At 41.6% G+C, this 25991-nt stretch carries 24 protein-coding genes and 2 pseudogenes; 3 read left to right on the top strand and 23 right to left on the bottom strand.

Translation table 11 applies throughout. The features are described from left to right. Window positions 1–163 precede the first annotated feature (163 nt). From LI164_RS08920 to LI164_RS08910, 3 genes are all read right to left on the bottom strand, one after another. On the bottom strand, window positions 164–907 hold the full coding sequence (locus LI164_RS08920) for a ScpA family protein (RefSeq protein WP_117648924.1): 744 nt from the start codon (window positions 905–907) through the stop codon (window positions 164–166). Between the two features lie 73 nt (window positions 908–980). Further along, window positions 981–1844 carry a metallophosphoesterase gene (locus tag LI164_RS08915; protein ID WP_227087017.1) on the bottom strand — a complete coding sequence of 288 codons (864 nt, stop codon included), beginning with the start codon at window positions 1842–1844 and terminating at the stop codon, window positions 981–983. Between the two features lie 56 nt (window positions 1845–1900). Beyond that, entirely contained in the window at window positions 1901–2767 is an 867-nt protein-coding gene (locus LI164_RS08910) for an HAD-IIA family hydrolase (RefSeq protein ID WP_118364570.1), read from the bottom strand. Between the two features lie 145 nt (window positions 2768–2912). On the opposite strand from LI164_RS08910, the gene LI164_RS08905 reads away from it, so the two are divergent. Continuing rightward, window positions 2913–4718 (top strand): aminopeptidase P family protein, encoded by a 1806-nt coding sequence (locus LI164_RS08905; protein WP_227087016.1) that lies wholly within the window; start codon window positions 2913–2915, stop codon window positions 4716–4718. A 105-nt stretch (window positions 4719–4823) separates the two neighbouring features. Here LI164_RS08905 and LI164_RS08900 read toward each other — a convergent pair whose 3' ends face one another. From LI164_RS08900 to LI164_RS08870, 7 genes are all read right to left on the bottom strand, one after another. Beyond that, window positions 4824–5237: a DUF3592 domain-containing protein gene (locus tag LI164_RS08900; protein ID WP_118144718.1), complete on the bottom strand. Its 414-nt coding sequence runs from the start codon at window positions 5235–5237 to the stop codon at window positions 4824–4826. Between the two features lie 108 nt (window positions 5238–5345). Continuing rightward, window positions 5346–6626: a D-alanyl-D-alanine carboxypeptidase family protein gene (locus tag LI164_RS08895; RefSeq protein ID WP_227087015.1), complete on the bottom strand. Its 1281-nt coding sequence runs from the start codon at window positions 6624–6626 to the stop codon at window positions 5346–5348. Between the two features lie 65 nt (window positions 6627–6691). Further along, window positions 6692–9238 (bottom strand): heavy metal translocating P-type ATPase, encoded by a 2547-nt coding sequence (locus LI164_RS08890; protein ID WP_227087019.1) that lies wholly within the window; start codon window positions 9236–9238, stop codon window positions 6692–6694. Window positions 9239–9260: 22 nt separating this feature from the next. Continuing rightward, complete coding sequence (locus LI164_RS08885; protein ID WP_117612770.1) at window positions 9261–9566, bottom strand: metal-sensing transcriptional repressor; 306 nt, start codon at window positions 9564–9566, stop codon at window positions 9261–9263. Window positions 9567–9747: 181 nt separating this feature from the next. Continuing rightward, complete coding sequence (tsaA, locus tag LI164_RS08880) at window positions 9748–10518, bottom strand: tRNA (N6-threonylcarbamoyladenosine(37)-N6)-methyltransferase TrmO (protein WP_227087014.1); 771 nt, start codon at window positions 10516–10518, stop codon at window positions 9748–9750. Next, entirely contained in the window at window positions 10485–12188 is a 1704-nt protein-coding gene (locus LI164_RS08875) for an ABC-ATPase domain-containing protein (RefSeq protein ID WP_227087013.1), read from the bottom strand. Before LI164_RS08875 ends, tsaA begins: the two co-directional genes overlap by 34 nt. A gap of 81 nt (window positions 12189–12269) precedes the next feature. Beyond that, window positions 12270–12806, bottom strand: a complete 537-nt coding sequence (locus LI164_RS08870) for a prolyl-tRNA synthetase associated domain-containing protein (protein WP_040015214.1) — start codon at window positions 12804–12806, stop codon at window positions 12270–12272. Window positions 12807–12928: 122 nt separating this feature from the next. On the opposite strand from LI164_RS08870, the gene LI164_RS08865 reads away from it, so the two are divergent. Next, window positions 12929–13501 (top strand): nucleoside triphosphate pyrophosphatase, encoded by a 573-nt coding sequence (locus LI164_RS08865; RefSeq protein WP_173794335.1) that lies wholly within the window; start codon window positions 12929–12931, stop codon window positions 13499–13501. A gap of 228 nt (window positions 13502–13729) precedes the next feature. Here the strand turns inward: LI164_RS08865 and LI164_RS16320 are convergent. The 11 genes and pseudogenes from LI164_RS16320 to LI164_RS08810 form a co-directional block, all read right to left on the bottom strand. Beyond that, a pseudogene (locus tag LI164_RS16320) lies at window positions 13730–13915 on the bottom strand (transposase); the annotation flags it as partial. Between the two features lie 89 nt (window positions 13916–14004). Beyond that, window positions 14005–15387: a transglutaminase-like domain-containing protein gene (locus tag LI164_RS08855; protein WP_117648931.1), complete on the bottom strand. Its 1383-nt coding sequence runs from the start codon at window positions 15385–15387 to the stop codon at window positions 14005–14007. A 30-nt stretch (window positions 15388–15417) separates the two neighbouring features. Beyond that, complete coding sequence (locus tag LI164_RS08850) at window positions 15418–16497, bottom strand: mandelate racemase/muconate lactonizing enzyme family protein (RefSeq protein WP_227087012.1); 1080 nt, start codon at window positions 16495–16497, stop codon at window positions 15418–15420. A gap of 43 nt (window positions 16498–16540) precedes the next feature. Further along, window positions 16541–17533, bottom strand: coding sequence for an ABC transporter ATP-binding protein (locus LI164_RS08845; protein WP_117980383.1), 993 nt, complete (start codon window positions 17531–17533; stop codon window positions 16541–16543). Then, window positions 17533–18519 (bottom strand): ABC transporter ATP-binding protein, encoded by a 987-nt coding sequence (locus LI164_RS08840; protein ID WP_005330306.1) that lies wholly within the window; start codon window positions 18517–18519, stop codon window positions 17533–17535. Before LI164_RS08840 ends, LI164_RS08845 begins: the two co-directional genes overlap by 1 nt. Window positions 18520–18534: 15 nt before the next feature. Beyond that, on the bottom strand, window positions 18535–19461 hold the full coding sequence (locus tag LI164_RS08835; RefSeq protein WP_005330297.1) for an ABC transporter permease: 927 nt from the start codon (window positions 19459–19461) through the stop codon (window positions 18535–18537). Then, a complete protein-coding gene (locus LI164_RS08830; RefSeq protein ID WP_005330296.1) occupies window positions 19461–20393 on the bottom strand; it encodes an ABC transporter permease in 933 nt (310 codons plus the stop codon). The genes LI164_RS08835 and LI164_RS08830 overlap by 1 nt, the downstream gene beginning before the upstream one ends. A gap of 143 nt (window positions 20394–20536) precedes the next feature. Next, on the bottom strand, window positions 20537–22132 hold the full coding sequence (locus LI164_RS08825; RefSeq protein WP_005330295.1) for an ABC transporter substrate-binding protein: 1596 nt from the start codon (window positions 22130–22132) through the stop codon (window positions 20537–20539). A 163-nt stretch (window positions 22133–22295) separates the two neighbouring features. Next, a complete protein-coding gene (locus LI164_RS08820) occupies window positions 22296–22688 on the bottom strand; it encodes a hypothetical protein (RefSeq protein ID WP_227087011.1) in 393 nt (130 codons plus the stop codon). A 114-nt stretch (window positions 22689–22802) separates the two neighbouring features. Further along, window positions 22803–23087, bottom strand: coding sequence for a winged helix-turn-helix domain-containing protein (locus LI164_RS08815; protein WP_117648933.1), 285 nt, complete (start codon window positions 23085–23087; stop codon window positions 22803–22805). A gap of 243 nt (window positions 23088–23330) precedes the next feature. After that, window positions 23331–23525, bottom strand: a complete 195-nt coding sequence (locus LI164_RS08810) for a hypothetical protein (protein WP_227087010.1) — start codon at window positions 23523–23525, stop codon at window positions 23331–23333. A 49-nt stretch (window positions 23526–23574) separates the two neighbouring features. Here LI164_RS08810 and LI164_RS08805 point away from each other — a divergent pair. Next, a pseudogene (locus LI164_RS08805) lies at window positions 23575–24168 on the top strand (transposase); the annotation flags it as partial. A 187-nt stretch (window positions 24169–24355) separates the two neighbouring features. Here the strand turns inward: LI164_RS08805 and rpsU are convergent. Both rpsU and LI164_RS08795 read right to left on the bottom strand, forming a co-directional pair. Continuing rightward, complete coding sequence (gene rpsU / locus LI164_RS08800; RefSeq protein WP_004054229.1) at window positions 24356–24532, bottom strand: 30S ribosomal protein S21; 177 nt, start codon at window positions 24530–24532, stop codon at window positions 24356–24358. A 113-nt stretch (window positions 24533–24645) separates the two neighbouring features. Then, entirely contained in the window at window positions 24646–25980 is a 1335-nt protein-coding gene (locus LI164_RS08795) for an APC family permease (protein WP_119209806.1), read from the bottom strand. Between the last annotated feature and the right edge of the window lie 11 nt (window positions 25981–25991).

The following is a 25991-nucleotide window of genomic DNA, read 5'->3' as shown; positions in this document are numbered from 1 at the left end:
CAGCTGGGGGATTGACTCCCACCACTGATACCAGCTTGTTTCTCACCACCTATAGGTGGAAGTCATCTCCCAGCTGATATAAATCTGACGACTTTTCTTAAGGGAACCACTTTTACTTCTGTCAAAACCATCCAGACGGTTCTCCAACGAATACTACACTTCGTTAAAGATTTGCAGTAATCATAATATCATCAAATGCATGTTCCTGCTGTACGATCAGGATTCCTTCCTTGATCAACTGCAACACTGCCAGAAATGTTACGACAGTCTGCATCTTGGACTTCTGGCTGCCCAAAAGTGTACGGAAACTGAAATGCTTGTGTTCCCTCGCATAATCTGTCACAGTCTCCAGCTTTTCCTCAACCGTGACTTCTTCTTTCTCTAATTTACCAAATTTGCTTCTTACCGGATCGATCTTGTCTTCCTGACGCCTGATCACGTCCTGAAAAACACGGTTCAGTGTTGCCAATGTCAAATCCCCTAAAAGTTCGTCCAAATCTACCGGCTCCACATAATTCATGACTTCCTCCGGGATAGTCGGATCTTTGTACATCGTCCTGCCGCCATCCAGCTCTCGGTCACGAAGCTCATAGGACATATACTTGTACATCTTATATTGAAGAAGTTGTTCTACCAGTTCCTGTCTTGGGTCTTCCTCTTCCCCATCTTCTGTTACTTCCTTTGGAAGCAACATCTTACACTTGATATCCAAAAGCGTCGCTGCCATGACAAGAAATTCACTCATCACATTGAGATCTTCCCGTTCCATGGCTTTGATATAATCCATATACTGGTTCGTAATCTCCACAATAGGAATATCGTAAATATCTATTTTATTTTTATCGATCAAATGTAACAGCAGGTCAAGAGGTCCTTCGAACACCTGCAATTTTACCGGAATTCCCATGTCTCATTACTCTCCATAAATTTCCATGACTTTTAGGTCTGACAATCTATTATACTTGATTCTCTCACATTTTTCAACAATTATTTAAACTCAGAACAACAACCTCTGCCGGATTAAAGAGCCTGATATGAATGGTGTGGGTTCCAAGCCCTTTACTTACAATGACAGTCTGGTCTCCCACGCGCCGCATTTCTCCTGAATACTTTGGAAATAATACAAAATCCGGTCCGATCACACCTCCGATTCCCGGAATTCTCACCATACCTCCATGCAGATGCCCACTTAGGATCAGATCTGCTCCCCAGGCAAGGTATTCTTTCATATAGGAAGGATTATGTGCGAGAAGAACCTGAAATGCTTCCGGATCCCGATTTCCGATCCGCTCTTTTATTGCTCCCTCTGGCATCTCTCTTCGTTTCAAATGCGTGTAACACTCCAGTGGAATCTCAAGCCCTGTCAGGCGGACTTTTGATTCATCACTTAAAACTATCGATTCATTTTCCAAAAGATGTACTCCCAGATTCAGCAACTTTTCCCGATATAAAGCATAAGACTGGTCATACTTCTGTGGTTTTAATTTCATACGCTCTTCATGATTTCCATTTGCATAGTAGACTGGTGCAATTTTCACAAGCTCTTTCACACAGGCAAGGGCCGATTCATAGGAATGTCCGTTCTTTCCAACTAACATATCCCCACCGATTAGAATCAGATCCGGTGACTCTTTTTTCACTGCATCAATTAATCTGCAATTATTCACTCCATAGACCTGATTGTGCAGGTCACTTAAAAAGACCCATGTTTTCTTCCCTGCAAGCTTCGGTGACGCCACCTGGTAACGAGTCACGCAAAATGTATGAAGTTCCCGATACATTTCCGCAAATACAAGAAGTACTGCTGCCACCAGTATTCCGATTATGATTCCTGTTGTCGACATAGATATTCTCCTGATTTATTCTTCCATTTATTTACGTTTGTTTATCACACGTTTATTTATATCTGTTTTGAACACATCTGTATGTCTGGATTTTTCCCTTCCGTCACCGCTTCCCGGCTTTTCCGAAATGCCTCATACAGCTTTCGGATATTTCCAAATGCATAATCCGGCATAAATTCTGTCGCCACCAGATCCTCTGGCTTTGCCTCTCCTGTATACACAAGAGCCGTTTCCACTCCCGCGTTAATTCCACATGCAATGTCCGTGTAAAGGCGATCGCCAACTACAAGCACTTCCTCTGGTTTCGCACCTACCTGCTCCATACACATTTTTACAATCTGTGCATTCGGCTTACCTGCATAGTAAGGTGTCCGATCTGTTGTCACTTTCAACATCTCGCAGATTCCTCCGCAGTCAGGGACGAAGCCAAATGCAGTTGGGCACCGGTAATCTGGGTTTGTTCCGACAAAATCCACTTCCGGACGAAATAATGCCTTACATGCTTCTTCGACTTTTTCGTAGACAAGTGTTCTGTCAAATCCCACAACTACGCATGCTACATCTTCCTCTGCCTCGTGGGTCAGCTTTAGTCCAAAGCTTTTTAACTCCTCTTCAAAAGACGGCGTTCCTACTACAAGCAGTTTCTTATCTTCATAGTGCTCCTTCAGATACTTACATGTTGCATAAGATGCAGTCACAAACTGATTTTCTACTGCGGAAATATTCCATTTCTTAAATTTCTCTATATAATCTTTTCGGCTTTTGACCGAATTGTTCGTAATATAAAAAGCTCGTCCGCCAATGCTTTCAATATAATCAAGCAACTCCCGGCTGCCATCATAAATCGTGTCATCAATGGCAAGTGTCCCGTCTATATCAAACAAAAAATATTTTTTACTATCTAAATCATTTCCTTTTAACATTAAAAAAAGCTCCTTGCTGGAATTTTGTCCATTTATACTATATAATGATGATGGTGTCGGGATTAAAAGGCCCAACTATGATGCATCTTTACACCCTTGCATTATTATATACTGATTTAGAAATCATGTCGAGGAGGTTTTTATCATGACAGTTTCAGAACATATTGACGCGCTGAGAAAACTTATGAAGGAGCGCGGATACGATATCTATATTGTTCCGACTGATGATTTTCATCAAAGTGAAAATGTCGGGGCATATTTTCAGGCCAGAACATTTATTACAGGCTTTGACGGTTCCGCCGGAACCGCGATTATTACTTTAGATCACGCCGGACTTTGGACAGATGGACGTTATTTCTTACAGGCCGAGCAACAGCTTTCAGGCACTCCGGTTACTCTCTATCGCATGCTGGAACCAGGTGTCCCGAGTATCAACGAGTTCTTGGAAAAACATTTACCGGAACATGGTACAATCGGTTTTGACGGACGTGTCATCTCTATGAAAAACGGAAAGGCATATCAGGAAATTGCCGAGAAAAAGCATGGTCATATTGTTACTTCCGAAGATCTGATCGACCTGATCTGGAAAGACCGCCCGGCACTGTCAACAAAACCGGCATTTGCCTTGGAATTAAAATACACCGGTGCTTCTACAACGGAAAAACTTGCCCGCGTCCGTGAAGCTATAAAACAACACGGAGCTACTACTCATGTCGTTGCTGCCCTGGATGACATTTGCTGGATTACCAATCTGCGCGGACGGGACATTGACTATTTTCCTCTTCTTCTCTCCTACGCCATCATCACCATGGATGAGATGAAACTATACGTTGATAAGCAGAAGCTGACCGAAGAAATGTGTAATAACCTGACTGCTGCCGGAATTACATTTCACCCATACAATGATATTTACGAAGATTTAAAGCATCTGGATTCAGAAGAGACTGTCCTTTTAGACCCGTCTCGTATTAACTATGCGCTTCGTAACTGCATTCCAGAAGGAGTCTCTGTTGTCGAAAGCGAAAATCCTTCCGTATTGATGAAATCTGTAAAAAATGAAACAGAACTTCACAATATCGAACAGGCTCACATCAAAGATGGGGTTGCTGTGACTCGTTTTATGCATTGGCTAAAGACACACGTTGGTATCTCTTCTGAATCTCCTGTCACGGAACTTAGTGCAGCCGACAAGCTGGAAGAATTTCGGAAAGAACAGGACGGATATCTCTGGCAGAGCTTCGAGCCAATCTGTGCTTCTGCCGACCACGCAGCAATTGTTCACTACAGCGCAACCAAAGATAGCAATGTACCAGTCACGGAAAATGGTCTCTTCCTTACAGACACCGGCGGTGGGTATCTGGAAGGCTCCACAGACATTACAAGAACCTTTGCATTTGGAAATGTTCCACAGAATATGAAAGAAGACTTTACTTCCGTTCTTTTATGTAACTTGCATCTAGCAAATGTAGTGTTTCCATATGGTACTACTGGTGGAAGCTTAGATGTTATCGGACGTCTTCCACTTTGGAAACGTGGATTAGACTTCAATCACGGAACCGGACACGGCGTTGGCTATCTTATGAACATTCACGAAGAACCGGCAAGATTCCGCCGTTATCTCGGAAATAAGGCTCCAATTCAAGACATTGCCCTGGAGCCGGGAATGATCATCACTGACGAACCAGGTGTCTACATTGCCGGTTCTCACGGAATTCGTACAGAGAATGAACTGATGATCTGCGAAGGTGAGACAACCGCATATGGAAGATTCTTATACTTTAAACCAATTACACTTGTACCGATAGATCTGGACGCAGTCGTACCTGAAATTATGACTGACGAAGATAAAGAGCTTCTAAACGCATACCATAAACGTGTATACGAGACACTTGCACCACATATGAAAGAAGATGAACGCAAGTGGCTGGCTGAATATACAAGAGCGATTTAATCATGAAAAACCTCTCTCACCGCTTTACTGTGAGGGAGGTTTTTCCTTTTCTTTTATTTTAAAATCTGATACTGTAGCATTTTTAGCCTTTCATCAAGCTTATAATTATAAGCACGTAAAAATAAAAATTCCTATACATACAAGAATCGGTATGCACCCAATAATTCCAAATACAATCGTAAGAATCTTATAGACCTTATTATCATATCCCGGAATGTAAGACTGCTTTGGCTTTGCCGGATTATACATCACCGGAATTCTCGTACCCACCGTCGGAACATGATGCTGGATCGATGCTCCTTCGTTCGTATATTGTATTCCATTCACATAATATTCATACACCGGGTAAAAGTTCAATCCACTGTCCCCCGATGATCTGCTGTTAATTCGAATCACCAGGCCTATTGTATTCATGGTACAATTCTTCTTTTTGCCATGTGAAATAAAAGCAATAATCAAAGCCGGAATCCAGAAAGCGACTCCCAGGCCGCATAAAGTCAACACTAAACCAAGTTCCATTGTAGTTTCTCCATCTCTTTTTCTCTTTCAGAAATACTCACAGAATTTCTATTTATCATCATAATAGCATCTACTCAATAAAGTGTAAATATTTATACAATCAATTTCTTACAGCATCCACCCACGCACAGCTTCTTTCATGGCACTTCCGTAACTGATTTCTTCTACATCTTCTGTTGCAAGAATGTCTACTTTGCCAATCTCTTTTCCATTCAGCGAATAAATTACTTCGCCTATTTTATCCCCCTGTCTGACCGGTGCCGTCACATTTTCTTTTAATTTCACATTTCTCTTTATCGTAGATAAATCTTCTCCTGTCACATCAACATAGGAAAATGTTTCCATTTGCGCGGCACCAACTTCTTTCTCCACACCATGCTTTACCGGCACATTCGGGATTTTGTTTACTTTGTCTTCCTGATATTTCTGACATTTTCCAAAGCCATAATTCAACAGAGTAATAGCATCCCGCATTCTTGCTTTGTTGTCGTCTGCTGCCATAATGACCGCAATCAGATCTGTATCATCTTTTCTGGCTGTTGCAGAAATACAGAACTTCGCCAGACTGGTCGAGCCCGTCTTCAAACCTGTCGCATATTCGTATTGCCGGATCATTTTGTTCGTATTTGTAAGTCCAAACTGTGTAGAGCCCTTTTTCGTCGTGTGTGTGATATCCTCCATCCAGATATTGCAGTAATCAAAAATCTGTGGATATGTATGGATCAGCTCTCTGGACATAAGCGCAATGTCTCTGGCTGTCGTCACATGTCCATCCGCATCCAGTCCATTACAGTTGACAAAATGCGTATTCTCCATGCCAAGGCCTTTCGCCCGTTCATTCATCTGATTTACAAATTCCTGCTCATTTCCACAAATGTACTCTGCCATGCAGACACACGCGTCGTTGGCACTGGCTACGGAAATACATTTTATCAGTGTCTCTACTGTCTGCACTTCACCAGGTTCTAAGAATACCTGGGAGCCACCCATGGAAGCTGCATATTCCGATGTCGTCACTTCGTCCTCTAAATGTATTTTTCCATCTTTTAAGGCATCAAAAATCAATAACAGTGTCATGACCTTTGTGACACTTGCCGGAGGTCTCTTGGAATCTGCATCTTTTTCATAGATTACCTGTCCCGTAGATGCTTCCATTAAAAGAGCAGACGGTGCGGAGATGTCCACATTTCCCGTCTGCTGCGTATTTACATTATCTGTATTTTCTGTTGTATCCGATGAATTCTGCTCTCCTGCTCCAGCGTTCTGGCCAGTGTCTGCGTCTGTATTCTGTCCCGTATTCGTATTCAGAATAATCAGTTTTTCAGACTGCGCAAAAACCGGCTGTGTCAGTAGAATCAAGCAGAATAACCACACCAGAAACTTTTTCATAATCTGTGCTCCAACACATACTTTTGTAGTAAATATATGACCGCACGATTCATTTTATTAATCTTCTACTCGATTCCTTTTACCGGATAGTCCTGTGCCTCTACTGCATTTTTAAGCACTTCATCAGCAACCTCTTTTTCCAATGTCACTACGGCTGTTCCTGCCTCGTGGCTTACAACTGCCTCTTTGACACCATCAATTGCTTCCAGAGTTTTCTTTACTCTTGCCTCACAGTGTCCGCACATCATTCCTTCGATTTTCATTGTCTTTGTCATGGTTGATTCCTCCTGTTTCTTTTTACTTTCTTTTTTATGTTTTATTTTTTTATCTTTGCTCGCGTCATACATTTTGAAGAGATTCAGTCTCAATGCATTTGTAACAACACAGAAGCTGGATAAGCTCATGGCTGCCGCACCGAACATTGGATTCAGTTTCAGTCCAAATAATGGATACCAGATACCTGCTGCCAGTGGGATTCCGATAACATTGTAGAAGAATGCCCAGAACAGATTTTCATGAATGTTCCGAAGTGTTGCACGGCTCATGCGGATAGCTGCCGGCACGTCACTTAGGCGACTCTTCATCAGTACTACGTCTGCCGCGTCAATGGCAATATCTGTTCCGGCTCCAATTGCGATTCCCATATCTGCTCTTGTAAGTGCCGGTGCATCGTTGATACCGTCACCGACCATGGCAACTTTTCCTTTTGTCTTAAGTCTTCGGATCACGCTTTCTTTTCCTTCCGGAAGTACGCCTGCAATCACCTCGTCAACACCTGCCTGCGCGCCGATTGCTTTTGCAGTACGCTCATTGTCACCTGTGAGCATAACAACGTGTATTCCCATGTTCTGAAGTTCTTTTACCGCTCTCGGACTGTCTTCTTTGATAACATCAGCCACTGCAATAATTCCCATAAATGTTCCGTTCTGGCTGAAGAATAGTGGTGTTTTTCCCTGTTCGGACAAATGTTCTGCCTGACGCTTCATTTCTTCAGATACTTCGGAATACTGTCCGATATAGTTCAAGTTTCCGCCAAGAACTTCTGCGCCACCTATTTTACCGGAAAGTCCATTTCCCGGAACTGCCTGAAAGTCAGATACTTCTGTCAATTTTTCTCGCTCAGACTGCTCTACTTCTGATTCTACACGTCCTGTGATCGCTTTTGCAAGTGGGTGTTCACTCTTCTTCTCCAAAATGTACGCAAGAACCAGTAATTCAGATTCACTTATTCCATTTGCAGGGAGAATATCTGTGACCTGAGGTTCGCCACTTGTTATAGTTCCGGTTTTATCAAGAGCAACAATTTCCATTTTTCCTGTCTCTTCCAGAGAAACGGCTGTCTTGAACATAATTCCATTTTTCGCGCCCATACCATTTCCAACCATAATTGCGACCGGAGTGGCAAGTCCAAGGGCACATGGGCAACTGATAACAAGTACGGAAATTCCTCTAGCGAGAGCAAATCCGACGCTCTGACCGGCTAAAAGCCACACAACAATCGTAATCACTGCGATTGTAATAACCGTTGGTACAAATACACCTGATACCCGGTCTGCAATCTTTGCAATCGGTGCTTTTGTTGCCGCCGCGTCGCTGACCATCTGAATAATCTGGGACAGTGTTGTGTCCTCTCCGACTCTAGAAGCCTCACATTTTAAGAAACCGGACTGATTGACTGTCGCAGCAGATACTGTATCATTTGGCGCCTTATCTACCGGAATGCTCTCACCGGTCAGAGCTGCCTCATTGACCGCACTGTTTCCTTCCAGAACAATACCATCTACTGGTATATTTTCACCAGGTTTTACTATGAAAATGTCTCCTTTTTTCACCTGCTCAATGGAAACCGTTTCTTCTTTTCCATCGCGGAGCAGTACTGCCGTCTTCGGAGCCAGTTTCATCAGACTCTTAAGAGCATCTGTCGTCTTACCTTTGGAACGTGCCTCCAGCATCTTTCCAACCGTAATAAGAGTCAGGATCATAGCTGCAGACTCAAAATAGAATTCATGCATATATGACACCACGGCATCCATATCCATGCGCATCTGCGCATCTGTCATAGCAAACAGCGCATAAACACTGTATCCATAAGAGGCTGTAGAACCAAGGGCAACCAGTGTGTCCATATTCGGCGCTTTATGAATCAGTCCTTTAAATCCGCTGATAAAGAACTTCTGGTTGATGACCATAACAATCGTAGTCAAAAGCAACTGAGCCAGTCCCATTGCCACATGATTGTCCGCCATAAATCCTGGCAATGGCCAGTTCCACATCATATGTCCCATGGACAGATACATAAGTGGTATAAGGAAACATAAAGAAGCAATCAGCCTCCGCTTCAATACTGGTGTATCTCTGTCTTTCAAAAAATCATCATTGTTTCCGGCAGCACTGCCTGTCTTTTCATTTGCTGCACCTTTCAGCGATGCACCATATCCGGCATTTTCCACTGCTTCTATAATTTGAGCTGACGTTGCTGTTCCTTCGACTCCCATGGAGTTCGTCAGAAGACTGACCGAGCAGGATGTAACACCCGGCACCTTTGACACAGCCTTCTCTACTCTGGAACTGCAGGCCGCACAGCTCATTCCTGTCACTGTATATTGTTCCATCATTAATACACCTGCCTAACTATTACTTCATAAGTTTTTGGAGCGTGGCAACCAGTTCATCGATTGTCTCTTCTTTCCCTGCACGGATATCTTCCGCTACGCAAGTGCGGATATGATTAGCAAGAAGCGCCTTGTTAAAGCTATTCAGCGCCGCATTGACCGCTGAAACCTGAATCAGAATATCCGTACAGTATGCGTCCTCTTCCACCATACGCTTAATTCCTCGTACCTGGCCTTCAATCCGGCTTAAGCGGTTCAGAAGATCCTTGTATTCCTTTTCTGTCCGCTCCTTTTTCTTATGACAACAACATTCTTTCTTTTCTTCCATAGTATGCACACCTTTCTTGATTACAGTGACAGTATATACCCCTTAAGGGTATATTGCAAGTTCTTTTTTCATAAATTTTTCTCAGTAAAGAAATCAAGATATACTTCTTTCATAAAATGCACTTAAAAAGACCATCTACACTTTTTCGCAAATGATCTTTTTAATGTTAATATATCTTATATCATTCTTTTTGCTTTTTCGTCACACTTACCACGTAAAGTGTGCTTCCCTCTACACGAAATTTCACCTCAAACCCAGCAAATCCCATGCCATATACTCTCTCCGGGTCATTCTGATAAGAAGGTCTTGGATCCTGACTCAGTATCTGCATCACGACTTTTCTCTTTTCTTCCGGAATCTTTTTCATACCCTCATCAGGTATCTGTACTTCCAGATGATAGGTCTGTTTTTTTTGCGCAAATCCTCCGCTCGCCTCCGGGTGTGCATCCACATACGGCAGATACGGCTTGATATCGTAAATTGGTGTTTGGTCCATCATGTCTACTCCTGATACAAGCAGGCACATTCCGTACTTTTCATGAGAAATGATTCGTTCCAGCTTTACACAAGACAGTCCGATTGGATTCGGTCGGTAAGGAGAACGACAGGCGAATACTCCGACTCGTTCATTTCCTCCAAGTCTCGGAGGCCGTACGGTCGCTTTCCATGTACCGGATTCTTGTCTTACTTCCGAAAATCCCCACAGAATCCACAGGTGTGTGTATTCTTCGATTCCTCTCAAAGCATCCGGCTGGCGAAACTCCGGTTCAAATACAACAAGTCCAGCCGCATCGGAAAGCCCACTTTGCCTTGGAACTCCAAATTTAGTTGGAAAATCTGTGTGAATTCTTGCGATTACTTTTACCTTTTCTAAACCTACAGTTTCTTTTTCCAGATTATTGCAATCTTTCTTTTCCTTTACAACTTCATGCCCCGATACCGGTTCACACATGCGTATACCTCCTGTTTTCTCGGCATTGCCAGATTGCCTGGAACATTTTCACTCTCACAGACCACCGTAAATCCTTCCACTTCCAGCTTCTTCATCAGTCGTTCGATGATCTGTCCAGCTTCTTTACTGCTGTCAAATTCATGCTCTTCCATATAGCGCAGCAGATGCCCCAGGCAGGTAAGCTGTTCGGAATCTGCAAGCTGTTCCACATACCGAAGATCAATGTTTTCATGGTTCAGGACTACGCCGTCTCTTCCCATGGTCTTAATCTTGATGCGTCCTTTATGAATCAGTCCTGTATTTTTCTTCGGGCATCGTCTGGACTCTGGTAGTTTTACATTTCCTTCTGGCAATTCCAGTGCCGGATACTGGCTGGCAGCCTCTTTTGCAAGAGCCGTAATTTCTTTTGGGACATACCGATCCATCTGAATCACCACATCTGCTACCTGAAAATATGCCCCGGAGCTTCCCGCAACTAGAATTGTGGAAATGCCCTGATTTTCATATAAATCACGCATTCTTTCAATAAATGGTGTAATCGGCTCCATATCCCGGTGAATCACTCTCTGCATCAACTCATCACGCACCATGAAGTTGGTCGCTGATGTGTCCTCATCAATGAGAAGGGTCGCAGCACCAGACTCCATGGCCTCCACCACATTTGCCGCCTGGGACGTGCTTCCGCTGGCATCCTCCGTGGAAAATGTTTTCGTATCTTTTCCATTTGGCAGGTCATTAATGAACATAGAAATATCTGTGTCTTTGATGCTTCTGCCGTCCTCAGCGCGGATTTTCACTGCATCTGACTCTGTAATGACATATTCCCTGCCATCACCTGCAATGTGTGGATATACGCCCATTTCCAACGCTTTTAGAAGGGTAGATTTTCCGTGATAGCCACCACCCACAATCAAGGTGATTCCTTTTTTGATGCCCATACCTGTGATTTTGCCTGCGTATGGTAAATCCATGGTCACTTTCATCGATTCCGGCGAAGCAAATGGCACAGCTCCTTTCATCGGCTTTGCTGAGACACCCGACTCACGCGGAAGAACGGCTTTATCTGCCACAAACGCTACAAGTCCCTGTTCTTTTAACTGCTCACGGATATATTGCTGGTCTACGGATAGCTCCATGACACGCTCCACTTTTTTCTTATCTTGTCTTGCATAGAAAAGAGAACTCTCCACGCACTCCGGGAGATAATCGAATAAAATTTTTGAAAGCTCTCTTGCATTGATGGTTCTTCCATTTGCCGGAAATCCAGCCTCAAATCGCATGCGAATGTTTCCATTTGCCGGATTGATCTCACAGGCGCTCCGCTTTAGAATTTCCTGACCACATCTAGTCACAGAAATAATTCCACTCTTTCCGGATCCTTTCGCCTGAAATGAATATTTTCCGATTGCTGCTCCAAACTGACGGATCAGATAATCCTCAAGTGCAATCTGTTTCCATTTTTCGTCATAAAGATATTCTGGAAATGCAGCCACTTTTCCCGAAACTTCAATATGAAGGCTGGACGGTGCCGCAAACGGATCTCCCTGTACATGGTCGATTCCCAATGCATATTTGCCAAATCGATATACTCCTTTCGTACCCTTATAAGCCGGATAACTTTTTCTATCAATATTTTGTAATAACTGTCTTAAATCGTCTGCTGATTTCATGTCACTTCTTCTTTCTTCTCTCTATATCAATATCTCTAATACCATTACATATAAATGTATTCTGTTTTTTATTACCAGTATTTACAAATCTACAATCCTTGCTCTGTGGTGAATCTTTGGCAAAAACTTCTGCAATAAATCTTGTGTCTTAAATTTCAGATGGCTGGTATTGATGCCCGGATTACAACCGAACCATTCACTCTCTGCCACTTCTTTATCTACAATTACCTGCACATAGTCGTCTTCGTCCACGAGAAGTCCTGCCACACTGGCTGATCCCGGTGTCGTTCCAAGATGCTTAAGCATTTTCTCCGGCGGTGCAAATGACATATGGGATACACCCAGTTTCTTACTGAAAGCTGCTGTGTCGAAGGATTTATTTGCCGGCATGACAAGCAGGAAAAATGTTGTCTTTTTCTGGTTACATAAAAACACGTTTTTCCGGATTTCAGTTCCAAGAACTTTGTCCACCTCTGCACACTCCTCCATGCTCGCTGCCGGGTCATTGTCCACACGCTCATATGGAATCTTCAATTTATCTAAAGTCTCGTACATACGGCGCTCCAGTGGACATCTTTCGTTTGTCGGCGCACCAGTCATAAGTTCACTAATATACATCATTTCCCCTCCTCGATTATTCAAGAATCCCTCACCTGCATCACAGACAAGTTTTCTCTTGCAAGTTCACTCATTTCAGTTTACCATAAAAGTATTGATTTTTACAGAAAAGAGAGGTATTCATTATGAAATATATTCTGGCATCCCAGTCTCCGAGAAGACGTGAACTTCTTGCCCGCACCGGACTTGAATTTGAAGTAATTCCTTCTGACGTTGATGAAAAGATTACAAAAGAAATCCCTTCTGATGTTGTCATGGAACTGGCACACCAAAAAGCTGAAAATGTTTATGGAAAAATTACTGATTTGAACGATTACACGGTCATTGGTTCTGATACTATTGTAGTCTATCGCGATGAAATTCTTGGAAAACCAGTCGACAAACAGGAAGCCTATGACATGCTGTCTATGCTTGCAGACCGCACGCATCAAGTCTATACAGGTGTTTCATTGATTCAGAAAAAAAATGGTGAAAAAAAGACAAAAACCTTTTTTGTACAGACGGATGTCACTCTTTATCCAATTGATAAGGAAGATTTGCACCGTTATGTAGAATCCAAAGACCCTATGGATAAAGCCGGAGCCTATGGCATTCAGGGGAATTTTGCAATTCATGTAAAAGAAATCAAAGGTGATTATAACAATGTAGTCGGACTTCCGATCGGAAGAGTCTATCAGGAACTGAAATCTTTATAATTACGCCCATGAATTGCTCCGTGTTGTGTATTTTGCCCCTGGCGCAATATAAAAGGGGCTTTCGGTTAATACCACATTTCGGCATCTCCAGTAGCAATTAAAAGGATCCCTGCAAGGACAAGGTTTGTTAGCCGTCTACCTTGCGAGGGATCCTTTTCTCTATGAAAGATGAAATTTATTTTTGGCCGCAAAAATCCCTTGTCTGGATTTTTACAGCCACACTTTTGATCAAGCTGTTTTTTTCGTTGTTTTTCCCTCAAACTTCTTTAATTTTTCATTGAGAAAACGGCAGTATTTATTTATATTCCTTCCGATTGCAGACAACATGAATTCTTTGTACACTTTATCTGCGGAACGGTAATTAAAACGGCGGAAATTTTCGTTTTCTTTGATATCACCGAAATATCCTTCTGTATTATACAACGAAGGCTTCGAGAGGCATTTTTTGCTCCCCGAAGCCTTTTTTCATTCAATCACTGGTTTTATCCCCTGTAATTGTCTGCTTATTTTTCAATATCTTCCATAGAAATCAGTTCCTGTGATACCTCCAACTGGGAGAAACGAAGACCATGATCCTCGTACTCAAATTCTCCTCTCTGATTATCAATCGGATCGATGCGGAGCCATTTTTTCTCCGGCATAAATTCTTTTTGGATTTCAGAGTTGGCTGGCATACGGAAAATATCCAGATTACCAAAGTAATAGTTCCAACGCTCTTTCTCTCCTGCGCGCCATGCACTTCCACCAAAGGAAGGATCTGCAAATACCCATCCGTAAGGTGCTACATAAAACTGTGCCCAATCATGACATCCTGTATAATACTCTGTTGCATACAGACCTGACTGCCAACGTGCCGGAATTCCGGACATGCGGCAAAGTGTAATGAATAACAGTGCCTGTACACCACAATCACCTTTCAGGTTAATTGCACAGTATTCTGGAATACACTCAATTGTAAAATACTCTCTCATGAAAGAATACATAACTTTTGTTGTCACAAAATCATAGAATCGACGCGCCAAAATAATTGGATTCGTCTCATCACCTGCCAGCTCGTCTCTCAGCTCTCTTAAGTAAGGAGTGAATACGATATGTGGTGCCTGCTCTTCCAGACAGAAATCCGGCTGTTCTTCAGATACCTTGGCAGGATCTAACTCTACATAATTTACATGGTAGTCAAATGAATAATCTACCATAAATTCCTGATCTGCTTTCAGTTCAGTCTCAAAATACACTGTTCTCTGCGGTGCATCTTCAGGTGCTATATAAGTAATCTCCGGATTAGATGCATGGATCTCTACATTAGAAACCTGCTCGTATACCTTCGGAATCGGAAGATGTACACGAACCTTGCGTCCTGCCTCTTCGAATTCTTTCTTAGCTTTTATCGTTGAACGTATACGAGTGCGTACAGTTCTTCCACCATGCTCCTTCATGTAATGTATATTTCCGTTCAGCAGCTTCTGCTTCAGATTATTTTCCTTTTCATCCTCTGGATTCTCTACAATTACACGCTCAGCTAAGTCTGGACGAGTCTTAATCAGATTTTCATAGAATCGACGCTGAAAATGTACCTCTCCGTCAATATAAATCCAATCTGCTGCACTGATTTCTTTCAGATGATCTAACTCTTCTTTTTTGAAATCACGCAGATGACTAGTCATAATCTCCAATGCTTCATCATATGTAAATGGATATTCATTTCCACCCATAACACCAATGACTTCCTGTTCGATTTCCAGACGTTTTCTAAGCGCCTGTGGAATATCCTTCTCTTCCAGGAAATAACGAATCATTTTCTGGGCTCCGGCATAATCACCATAAATTTTTAATTTCAGAACGTCCTCCGGAAGCGGAATCGTCATAAAAGATAAATCTTGATACATGAGTTATACCTCCACACAAACTAATTTATATTACTGTTCGTTCTCAAAACCAATAAATCCAAATCCTGGAACTTCAGGGAGTACCAGTTTCTTTGTATCCTCTACAATCACACCACCCTTGAATGGCATATCTGTCAATGTAAAGATTGCATCCAGATCTGCACGAGTAATATTCTTTGTTGCTGCACCAAGGCTGGCTGCTGCAGTAATACCCAGATTACTCTCTTCTGCCATACATCCAAGCATAACCTCAATACCTGCTGACTCGCAGATTGCATTGATCTTAAGTGCCTCACGGATACCGCCGCACTTCATCAGCTTGATGTTAAGGTAATCAATTGCACGACGCTCTACAAGACGAAGTGCATCTTTTGAATTGAAGCAACTCTCATCAGACATAATTGGCACGATAGAATGTTTTGTAACATACTCAAGGCCAGCAATATCATGATATGGAACCGGCTGCTCTACAAGCTCAAGATTGTATTCGTTCAGACGCTCGATCAAACGAACAGCTTCTTTTGCACCCCATGCCTGGTTTGCATCTACACGGATCTTAACATCATCACCAACAGCCTCACGGATTGCTTTTACTCTTGCAAGATCTTCATCAAAAGATGTACCTACTTTAGTTTTAATTGTATCAAAACCATCTGCCACATGCTTCTTAGCTTTAGCTGCCATAACTTCTGGTGTGTCGATTCCGACTGTCATATCTGTCTCGATGAAGTTCTTGTGTCCACCAAGCAGTTTGTACACTGGCATACCTGCTTTCTTGCCAAGGAGATCATAGCAAGCCATATCAATAGCATTCTTTGCACTTCCGGAATGTGCTGCAGTACGATCCATGATCCAGTATACTTTTTCCAGATCAGTAGGATCTACACCAATGAGTTCTCTCTCCATTGCCTTAATGACATCGTTTGTACCGGATAAGCTCTCTCCTGAAATCAGGATAGCCGGAGCACCTTCACCATATCCAACGAGACCTTCATCTGTCTCTACAGATACGATAGCACTGTGAGAATGAGTAATCACTCCCAAAGAAATGCGGAAAGGCTCAATTAATGGTACTTCCACTTGACGAACTTTGATTCCTGTAATTTTCATTTTTCTCTTCCCCCGTATATAATAATTTTATTGGAACACTATTTTATTCTGGTTGATTTTCCGGAAAATGGCATGCACAGCAATGACCATTTCCACAATCACGAAGTTCAGGTACCTGCGTCTTACAGATTTCCTGAGCTTTATAACATCTGGTGTGGAATACACAACCTGATGGTGGATTCGCCGGGCTTGGCAAATCTCCCTCCAGAACGATTTTTTCTTTTTTATGTTTACGATCCGGTACCGGAATAGCCGATAACAGTGCTGTCGTATACGGATGCATTGTTCTCTTATAAAGATCATCTTTATCTGCCAGTTCCACCACATGACCAAGATACATTACCATGATTCGGTCAGAAATATGTTTGATGACACTTAAATCATGAGAAATGAAAATATATGCCATGCCCATTTCTTTCTGCAGATCCATCAAAAGATTCAATACCTGTGCCTGAACAGATACGTCCAATGCAGATACCGGCTCATCACATACCATCAGCTTTGGTCCAAGAACAATTGCTCTGGCAATACCGATTCTCTGACGCTGACCTCCTGAAAATTCATGCGGATAGCGGTTCACGTATCGCGTATTCAGACCTACACGTTCCATAGTCTTCAGCACTCGCTCCATACGCTCTTTTGTAGGAAGTTTCAACTGGATATCCAGTGGCTCTCCAATAATATCACCGATTGTCATTCTAGGATCCAATGATGCATACGGATCCTGGAAAATAATCTGTAGATCACTACGTGATTTTGCAAGCTCTGAGCTTTTCAGTGCTGTATAATCTTTTCCCTCAAACAGCACCTGTCCGTCGGTAGGTTCCAGCAAACGTAAGACAGAACGGCCCATAGTAGATTTACCACAACCAGACTCTCCTACTACTCCCAGCGTTTCCCCTGCATTCAAGGTAAAGCTGACGCCGTCTACTGCCTTGATAAATACCTTTTCCTTGGAAAACGGTGAACTTTTCGCAGGAAACCATTTTTTCAGATCTTTTACCTCTAACAAAGGTGTTTTATTTTCTTCACTCATTAGGCTTCCTCCCATTCCTTAGAATATTTAAAGCAGCGAACCTTATGTCCATTCACATCCATCAGCTCTGGCATACGCTCACGGCAGATATCCTTTGCCTCTGAACAACGCGGACAAAATGCACAACCCTTAGGCATCTGGTCAAAGCTTGGAACCATTCCTTTGATTACATCCAGACGAGTATGATCCTCATCTGTTAATTTTGGAATACAGTTCATAAGACCGCTTGTGTATGGATGCTTCGGAGATTCAAATATATCATCAGCAGAACCGTACTCTACTACTTTTCCGGCATACATAACCATTACATCATCTGCCACCTCTGCAATAACACCCAGATCATGAGTGATCATCATTACAGAAGTTCCCAGCTTTTCTTTTAATTCATTGATCAGATCCAGAATCTGTGCCTGAATCGTTACATCTAACGCCGTTGTCGGCTCGTCACAGATCAAAAGTTTCGGATTACAGGACAATGCCATTGCAATCATAACACGCTGACGCATACCACCAGACAACTGATGCGGATACTCGTTAAAACGCTTCTCCGGAAGCGGGATTTTTACAAGCTTCAGCATCTCAATTGCACGTTCTTTTGCTTTTTCCTTATCCAGATCTGTATGGAGTCTCAATGCTTCCATAATCTGTTTACCTACCGTAAACACCGGATTCAGAGAAGTCATCGGCTCTTGGAAGATCATAGCGATTTCGCCGCCACGAATCTTACGCATTTGATCTTTATTCTTTTCCAGAAGGTTTTCGCCCTGATAAATGATTTCTCCACCCACAATTTTTCCCGGTGGAGTCTCTACCAGCTGCATGATAGAAAGAGATGTAATACTTTTTCCGCAACCGGATTCTCCTACAATACCAAGGGTCTTGCCTTTCTCTACATCGAAAGAAACATCATCTACAGATTTTACGACACCTTCATCTGTATAAAAATACGTCTTTAAGTTCTTTACTTCAAGTAGTTTTTCTGACATTTTTCTTCCCCTTTCTTACTGATTCTTCATCTTAGGATCCAGTGCATCACGAAGACCATCACCAAAAATGTTGAACGCGATAACCGTAATCATGATTGCAAGACCTGGGAAGATACTATAACCTGGCAGGTAACTGATATAGGACTGAGCAAAACTGATCATAGATCCCCAACTCGGTGTTGGAGGCTGGATACCCAATCCTAAGAAGCTTAATGATGCTTCATACATAATTGCATTCGGAATACCTAATGTTACAAGTACGATGATTGTTGAAATACAGTTCGGGATCAGATGTCTTGTAATAATATAGAACGGGGATGCACCACTTGCCTTAGCCGCTTCTACATACTCTTTCTCCTTTAACTGTAAAATGGAACCACGAATCATACGTGCCGTACGCACCCAGGTCAAAAGTCCCAAGGCAACGAAGATATTCTTCATACCTGCACCTAATACATACATAATCGCCATTGCAAAAATCAGATCTGGGAATGCAGCAAAGATCTCCATGATACGGGAAATCAGTGTATCTACCCAACCACCATAATAAGCAGCCAAAGATCCCATAGTCACTCCGATGATTGTTGCAATAACCTGTGCAAGAATACCAACACTTAAGGAAATTCTTGTTCCGTAAATAATTCTGGATAAAATATCTCGTCCATACTCATCTGTACCGAGTAAATGCTGCTTGGATGGTCCCTGTAAAATGGATGCATAATCCTGTACAGTCGGATCATATGGTGCAAGCAACGGTGCAAAAATAGCAATAAGAATCAACAACAAAATCACAAACAAACAGAACATGGACATTTTATTCTTCTTCAGTCGTTTGAAACTGTCTTTATAATAACTGGAATATTCCATATCCCCAACGGCATATTCACCAGACAGGACTTCTTCTTCAAATTTTTTCTGTTTATTAAAAATATTAATCTTCATTAGCCCTCTCCTTTCCCGTAACGAATTCTAGGGTCAATCAGGGCATAAGAAAGGTCAACAACCAGATTGACAACAACAAATACAAGGGCAATGTATACTACCGTTCCCTGAAGCTGCGGAAGGTCACGGTTACTCATGGCATCTACTGCCAGCTTACCGATTCCAGGAATGGAGAATACTTTCTCGATCAGCATAGAACCAGTCAACATATTACCAAGTTCTGTACCTACCAGTGTAACAATTGGAATCATGGCATTCTTAAGCGCATGCTTCATAATGACAAGAGATTCTTTCACACCTTTTGAACGCGCTGTACGAATGTAATCCTGCTTAATAACATCCAGCATACTAGTTCTTGTAATACGTGCAATACTTCCTGCATAACGGGTACCAAGAGCAATACTTGGCAAAATATAATTTAAAGGACCATCAAATCCAGAGATTGGCAGAAGATCCAATTTTAATCCTATTAAAATCTGCAAAATGATTGCAATCCAGAAAGACGGAGCTGATACTCCGACTACAGATAACGTCATCAACGTCGAATCTATCCACTTGCCTCGGTAGACCGCGGCAATCATACCACACGTGACACCCAGCACCACTGCAAACAGAAATGACATCGCAGCCAGTTTTACAGTTACTTTAAAACAACGAACAATAGCATCAATTACTACCTCTTTTGTAAAGTAAGATGTTCCAAAATCTAACTTTACTGCGCCTTCCACAAAATCAATATATTGCTCATGAAGCGGAACATCAAGTCCCATTTCATGGCGGACTTTCTCAATAGTAGCTTCGTCCGCACGCTTATCCAGCATCATCGCCACCGGATCTCCCGGTACGACATTCAAGAGCAAAAATGTGATCAGCGTAATTCCGATCAGAACCAGAACTGTCTGTCCCAGTCTTTTTAATGTGTATGAAAACAAGGAAGCCCCTCCTTTTTTTATTCTTTTGTGCTGTTTTTATCTAAAACAGCAATCATCTATGACTACTTTTCCTATAATCATAGAAATAGCTACGGACTAAGAGTACAGCCGTAGCTATTTCCTATCTTATTCGTTTTGAAAATCTAGTACTCAATATCTGCGTCTTTAAACATTGTTCGATATGTAAAAGTAACTTCAAAATTCTTTACATAAGGTTTTTTCAAATAGAACATTGTCTCGTTATAAAGCATTACCACTGGGAACTGCTCATGTGTCAGGATGTGATCTGCTTTTGCGTAGATTTCCTGTCTCTTTGCAGTATCTTCCGTCTGAATACCTTCAATCATTAACTGTTTGAATTCATCATTGTGGAAGAAACTTGAAGAAAGATCTGTACGGCCATCACTCATCGGATATAACATACTATCCGGGTCATTGTAGTCAACATACCAGTTACCAATACCACAAGTTACTTTTCCTGCTTTCTTCATATCTGTCCATGCTGCACTGTCGACCTGTTCGATCTCAACGCGGATACCAGCTTCTGCCATCTGTGCCTGGATAGCTGTAGCAATCTTCACTGAAGTAGGATACTTTGTATTTACAGTCATTGTTAAATCATATCCATTCGGATAACCAGCTTCTGCCAAAAGTGCTTTTGCCTTCTCTGGATCATACTCGAACTGCTCTGCACTGTCATCTGCTCCAATCAGACCATCCTGTATGAAGTTGGAGTTCGGTATTGCTGTTCCAAATAATACGCTGTCACACAGTGCTTTTCTGTCAACTGCGTATGTCATAGCCTCACGCACTTTAACTTCTTTTACTTCATTTACATTGAAGTTCAGATAGTAACCGCCAACTGGATTGAAAGAATAAAGTTCGTCTTTCAGCTCTCCGTTTGCATATGTAGGATACAGGGAGGAATCCAGATAAACTACATCAATGTTACCTTTCTGATATTCAAGGACACCAGTGTTCGGATCATCAATAAATGTGTATTTGATACCATCCAGTTTTACGTCTCCACCATGGTAATTCTCATTCTTAGTAAGTTCAACACCAACGCCTGTCTTATAACTTACCAGCTTAAATGGACCTGTACCATAAAGCACTGTCATACCCCAGTTATCACCAGCCTCTTCACATGCTTCTGCAGGATAAATTGCGCAGTAAGGTGTGGAAAGTGCTGATAAGAAAGGTGTATAAACCTCTGACATATGAATATTGAAGTGTTTATCATCAACAATTTCAATACCTGTGATCTCATCAGCCTGCTCATCAAAGTATGCCTGATATCCTTCTACCTTTTCCAACAAACTAGACATCTTGTACTTTCTTACCATTCTCTGAAGAGAATACTTTACATCATTACTTGTAAGCGGTGCATCATTGTGGAAAGTAACACCATCTTTCAATGTGAAAGAATAAGTCAGCTTATCATCAGACAATGTAGGCATCTCTTCCAACAATGTAGGCTCAAGTTCACCTTTTTCATTCGTTAACAGCAATGACTCTGTAACATTGTCTGTTATCTTCATGATAATACTGTAAGTATTCAGCTGCATATCCAGCGGTACCTGTGGATCCTCAGATGCCACACGAAGAATCTTCTCTCCACCTGCTTCTGAAGAATTCGTTGCATCTGCCTTCTTCTCTGACTTAGAGCCGCCACAGCCAACAAGACAGCCTGCAGCTACTGTAAGTGCAAGAACAAGACTAAATAATCTTTTTTTCATACATTCTTCTCCTTTTTTTCGTCTTTTGGCTCATCCTCATAAATTCTACAAACTTGATCAAGTAAATATCATTTCCCTAAATTAAGCAAGAACCTTTCTGTATATTATATTTGTATTAATTTAACGTGTCAATAATATTTACCCATTTTTATTTTTTAGATATTTAATTATTAGGCATTTTGCTTATTTTTCCCTGTGTGTATTGTACAAAATCACCAAATAGTGATTTTATTAAAAATTTATTATAGCTAGCATCAATTAATGTTCCAATATATTCTTCACCCTTTGAGATAGCAATATCCTTTTTAATAAGCTCTGCTTCCTTGATGAATTCATCCATCAATTCTTTCTCTGTAGTACCTGTTCCTTCATAATACTTTTTAAAATCTTCTCCATTATTAGCCAATTGCTGATCCATTGCACGCATCATTTTCTGTGCCCATTTTTCAGCTTCCTTCTTTGACACTTTTATTTTACTGGCTTCTACTGCTTTCTGCAAAAATGCTGTCTGTAAAAAATATCTTCTTGTATCAGCAGCACTTTCTTTCGGAGCCATTCTTGCTGCTTCTTCTGCTTGTCTAATATCTTCTGGAAGAAGAGCTATTTTCTGATAATCACATAATTTAATGCTTGATTGTTTTCATATCCTATATTTTCTATCTCTCCGTAATTATATCGTATTTCCAAAGAAGTCCAGCACCGGCTGATCCTCCTGCTTCAGCCTGTCATAATCTGTAATATAGATTACGCCTTCCAAATGCTCTATAATATTATCATCTGCCAGCTTCTTCACTAAATTATAAAAGTTCCTTCTGCTAATTCTGAGCATCTCACAGATAGCATTTACATTATTGACATGGCCGGCACCTCCAACTTCATTCACAATGATATGATGTGCAATCTGCTCACAAGCTCTTTGGATAGAACTTACTGGTGAAATACCAAGAACAGACATCTTTGATATATCAACTGGGAGATGACTCCCACCTCTATAGGGACGCCACTGAAAAACTGTTTTTGCATACTATATATAGTGTCTCAAACTTGATTGATATGCTTTATTTTGTGTTAATTTATACGCAAAAAGGACTTTTTCATTGTATGTACTTCTATAAATATTGCTATATATGCTGGGTCAATAAAAAATTCTTTCGCTAAGCACCTTAATGATATTTTTAATACGGTATATATTATGAATTTAGAACGGAGTATCCTCTCCAATATAGCAGGCGATATCATTATTAAGATAGCATTCCTGCAGTTCCAACATGCGTTCTTCTGGCATATCCCCATGATCACTGTATTCATATTTCTTTCCACGCTGCTCCCATTTGGCCGCGCCCATTCGATGGAAACGAAGAAGATTGATCTCATATAATCCGTTGTTGTTCATAAATTCAATAAGCCGTTTCGCGTTTTCAAGAATGTAACTATGCTAACATCTTTATTTAAAAGAAAAAGGAATAGAAAGCTATATAAAATTGCAGGATCATGAAAAACGCAAAACACGTGCATATGCCGAAGATATCAGCAAATATTACAACATGAAAGTCGAAGTATTTGAAGATGAGCAGTTCTATATCTGCCATGATGGACGTGAACTGCGTCACATAAGAACGGAAACTAAAGAGCAGAATGGTTATACCCAGACCTTTGAGGTATACGGCTGCGCCGACTGCAGTGGATGCGAACATAAAGCCCGCTGTTTGTATAAATATAATGCCGAAAAGGATACTGAGAAAAACAAGATAATGAAGATCAATGAGCAGTGGGAGGAACTGCGTGAAAAATCCCATGCAAACATCCAAAGTGAGCGTGTAATTCTGAAACGGCAGACACGTTCGATCCAGACAGAAGGACATTTCGGTGATATCAAAGAAAACGAAAATTTCCGCCGTTTTAATTACCGTTCCGCAGATAAAGTGTACAAAGAATTCATGTTGTCTGCAATCGGAAGGAATATAAATAAATACTGCCGTTTTCTCAATGAAAAATTAAAGAAGTTTGAGGGAAAAACAACGAAAAAAACAGCTTGATCAAAAGTGTGGCTGTAAAAATCCAGACAAGGGATTTTTGCGGCCAAAAATAAATTTTATCTTTCATAGAGAAAAGGATCCCTCGCAAGGTAGAAGGCTAACAAACCTTGTCCTTGCAGGGATCCTTTTAATTGCTACTGGAGATGTCGAAATGTGGTATTAACCGACAGCCCCTTTTTTGCACATATTAGTTATACTTGCGTTTTCTAGCAGCTTCAGATTTCTTTTTACGTCTTACGCTTGGTTTCTCGTAATGCTCTCTTTTACGAATCTCCTGCTGAATTCCAGCCTTTGCACAGTTTCTTTTGAATCTGCGTAAAGCGCTGTCTAACGTCTCGTTTTCTTTTACGATTACATTTGACATAGTCTCACACCTAACCTCCCCTCCAGTCCTATATTGTGCATTATACGACTGTTCGGGTATATTTTTTGCACACATACGATTATATCATAAATTTACGTTACGTCAATATGTTTTTACAATCTTTTTTTAATTATCATATATGCCGGCAGTCCAAGCAGCATAACAATTATGCTGGCAATGGAAATTATGGTCGATCTGTGCCCTGCCAGAAAAATCTGATTGATAATAACAAAGATTCCGCTGGCAATCGCAATGAGCGGAACAATAGGATATAACGGCACTTTATAGGTTCTCACTGCATTCGGACGGTCTTTTCTAAGTTTGATCACACCAATAAATGTCAGTGTGTAGAATGTCCAGCTTGAGAATACCGCCAGGTCTGTCAGAAGATTGAACTGACCACTTAACGCATAAAATGCACCGATGCCTCCGACAAGCATAATTGCATTTGCCGGAACCTGTGCTCCATTCAATTTTGCAAATGTCTTGTAGAATGGAAATTTCCCTTCTGCCGCAAGAGAATATGCCACACGGGAACCGGAAAGTATAAATCCGTTACAGCTTCCGAATACGGAAACAATAATTCCGATTGCTACAATCTGTCCTCCAAGTTTTCCGAAAATCTTCACTGCTACGGCAGATGCCGGTGCAGTCAGTGTTGCAAGTTCGGATGCCGGAAGTACCCACAGATATGCAAGATTAATGATAAAGTAAACTGCCATGATCAATGATACTCCGCCAACAATGGCAACAGGAAGATCCTTTCCCGGATTTTTCATCTCTCCAGCAATTGCTCCCACATTGGTCCAGCCTTCGAATGCAAATAAAATCGCGATCATAAGCTGACCGAGAACGACCATCGGACTTAATCCTTCGCCTACCATCGGAGTAAAGACTGGATTCGTTCCTGCTCCGCGCACAAACCCGAAAATCATCAAAAGGATTAACGGAATCATCTTGCAGACTGTAAAAATGACTTGTACACTGCCACCTATCTTGGATCCCATAGAATTCAGAAAGATGATAATGATAATCATGGCAACTGCTACCGGAGCAACATAACCGTCCCCGATAAAAAACGCCATCTGCTGACCTCCTGCCACTGCAAGGGCAGATATCATGGCCGGATAAAATAATAAAATCTGTACCCAGCCTGCCAAAAATCCAATCATCGGATTATAAATTTCTTCCAGATAGGCTACGATTCCACCTGTTTTCGGAATCATGATCGCAACTTCTGAAAATGTCAATGCTGCTGCGATACTTACAATTCCAGTAATCAGCCAGGCATACATTCCAAGTCCAGGAGCGCCGCCTGTCGCTGTATAAATAGCCTGGGGTTTAAAGAAAACCCCAGACCCGATAACGCTTCCGACAACGGTTGCCATCGCTGTCACTGCGCCCAAATTCTTTTTTAACTCTTGTTTCTGTTCTTGTTTTTGCTCCATAAACTACCCCT

Origin of the sequence: Dorea sp. 210702-DFI.3.125 (assembly GCF_020560945.1) — a bacterium.
Taxonomy (GTDB): Bacteria; Bacillota; Clostridia; order Lachnospirales; family Lachnospiraceae; genus Dorea; species Dorea formicigenerans.
Note: the sequence above shows the minus strand (reverse complement) of the source record. Positions and strands in the feature narration are given on the sequence as shown.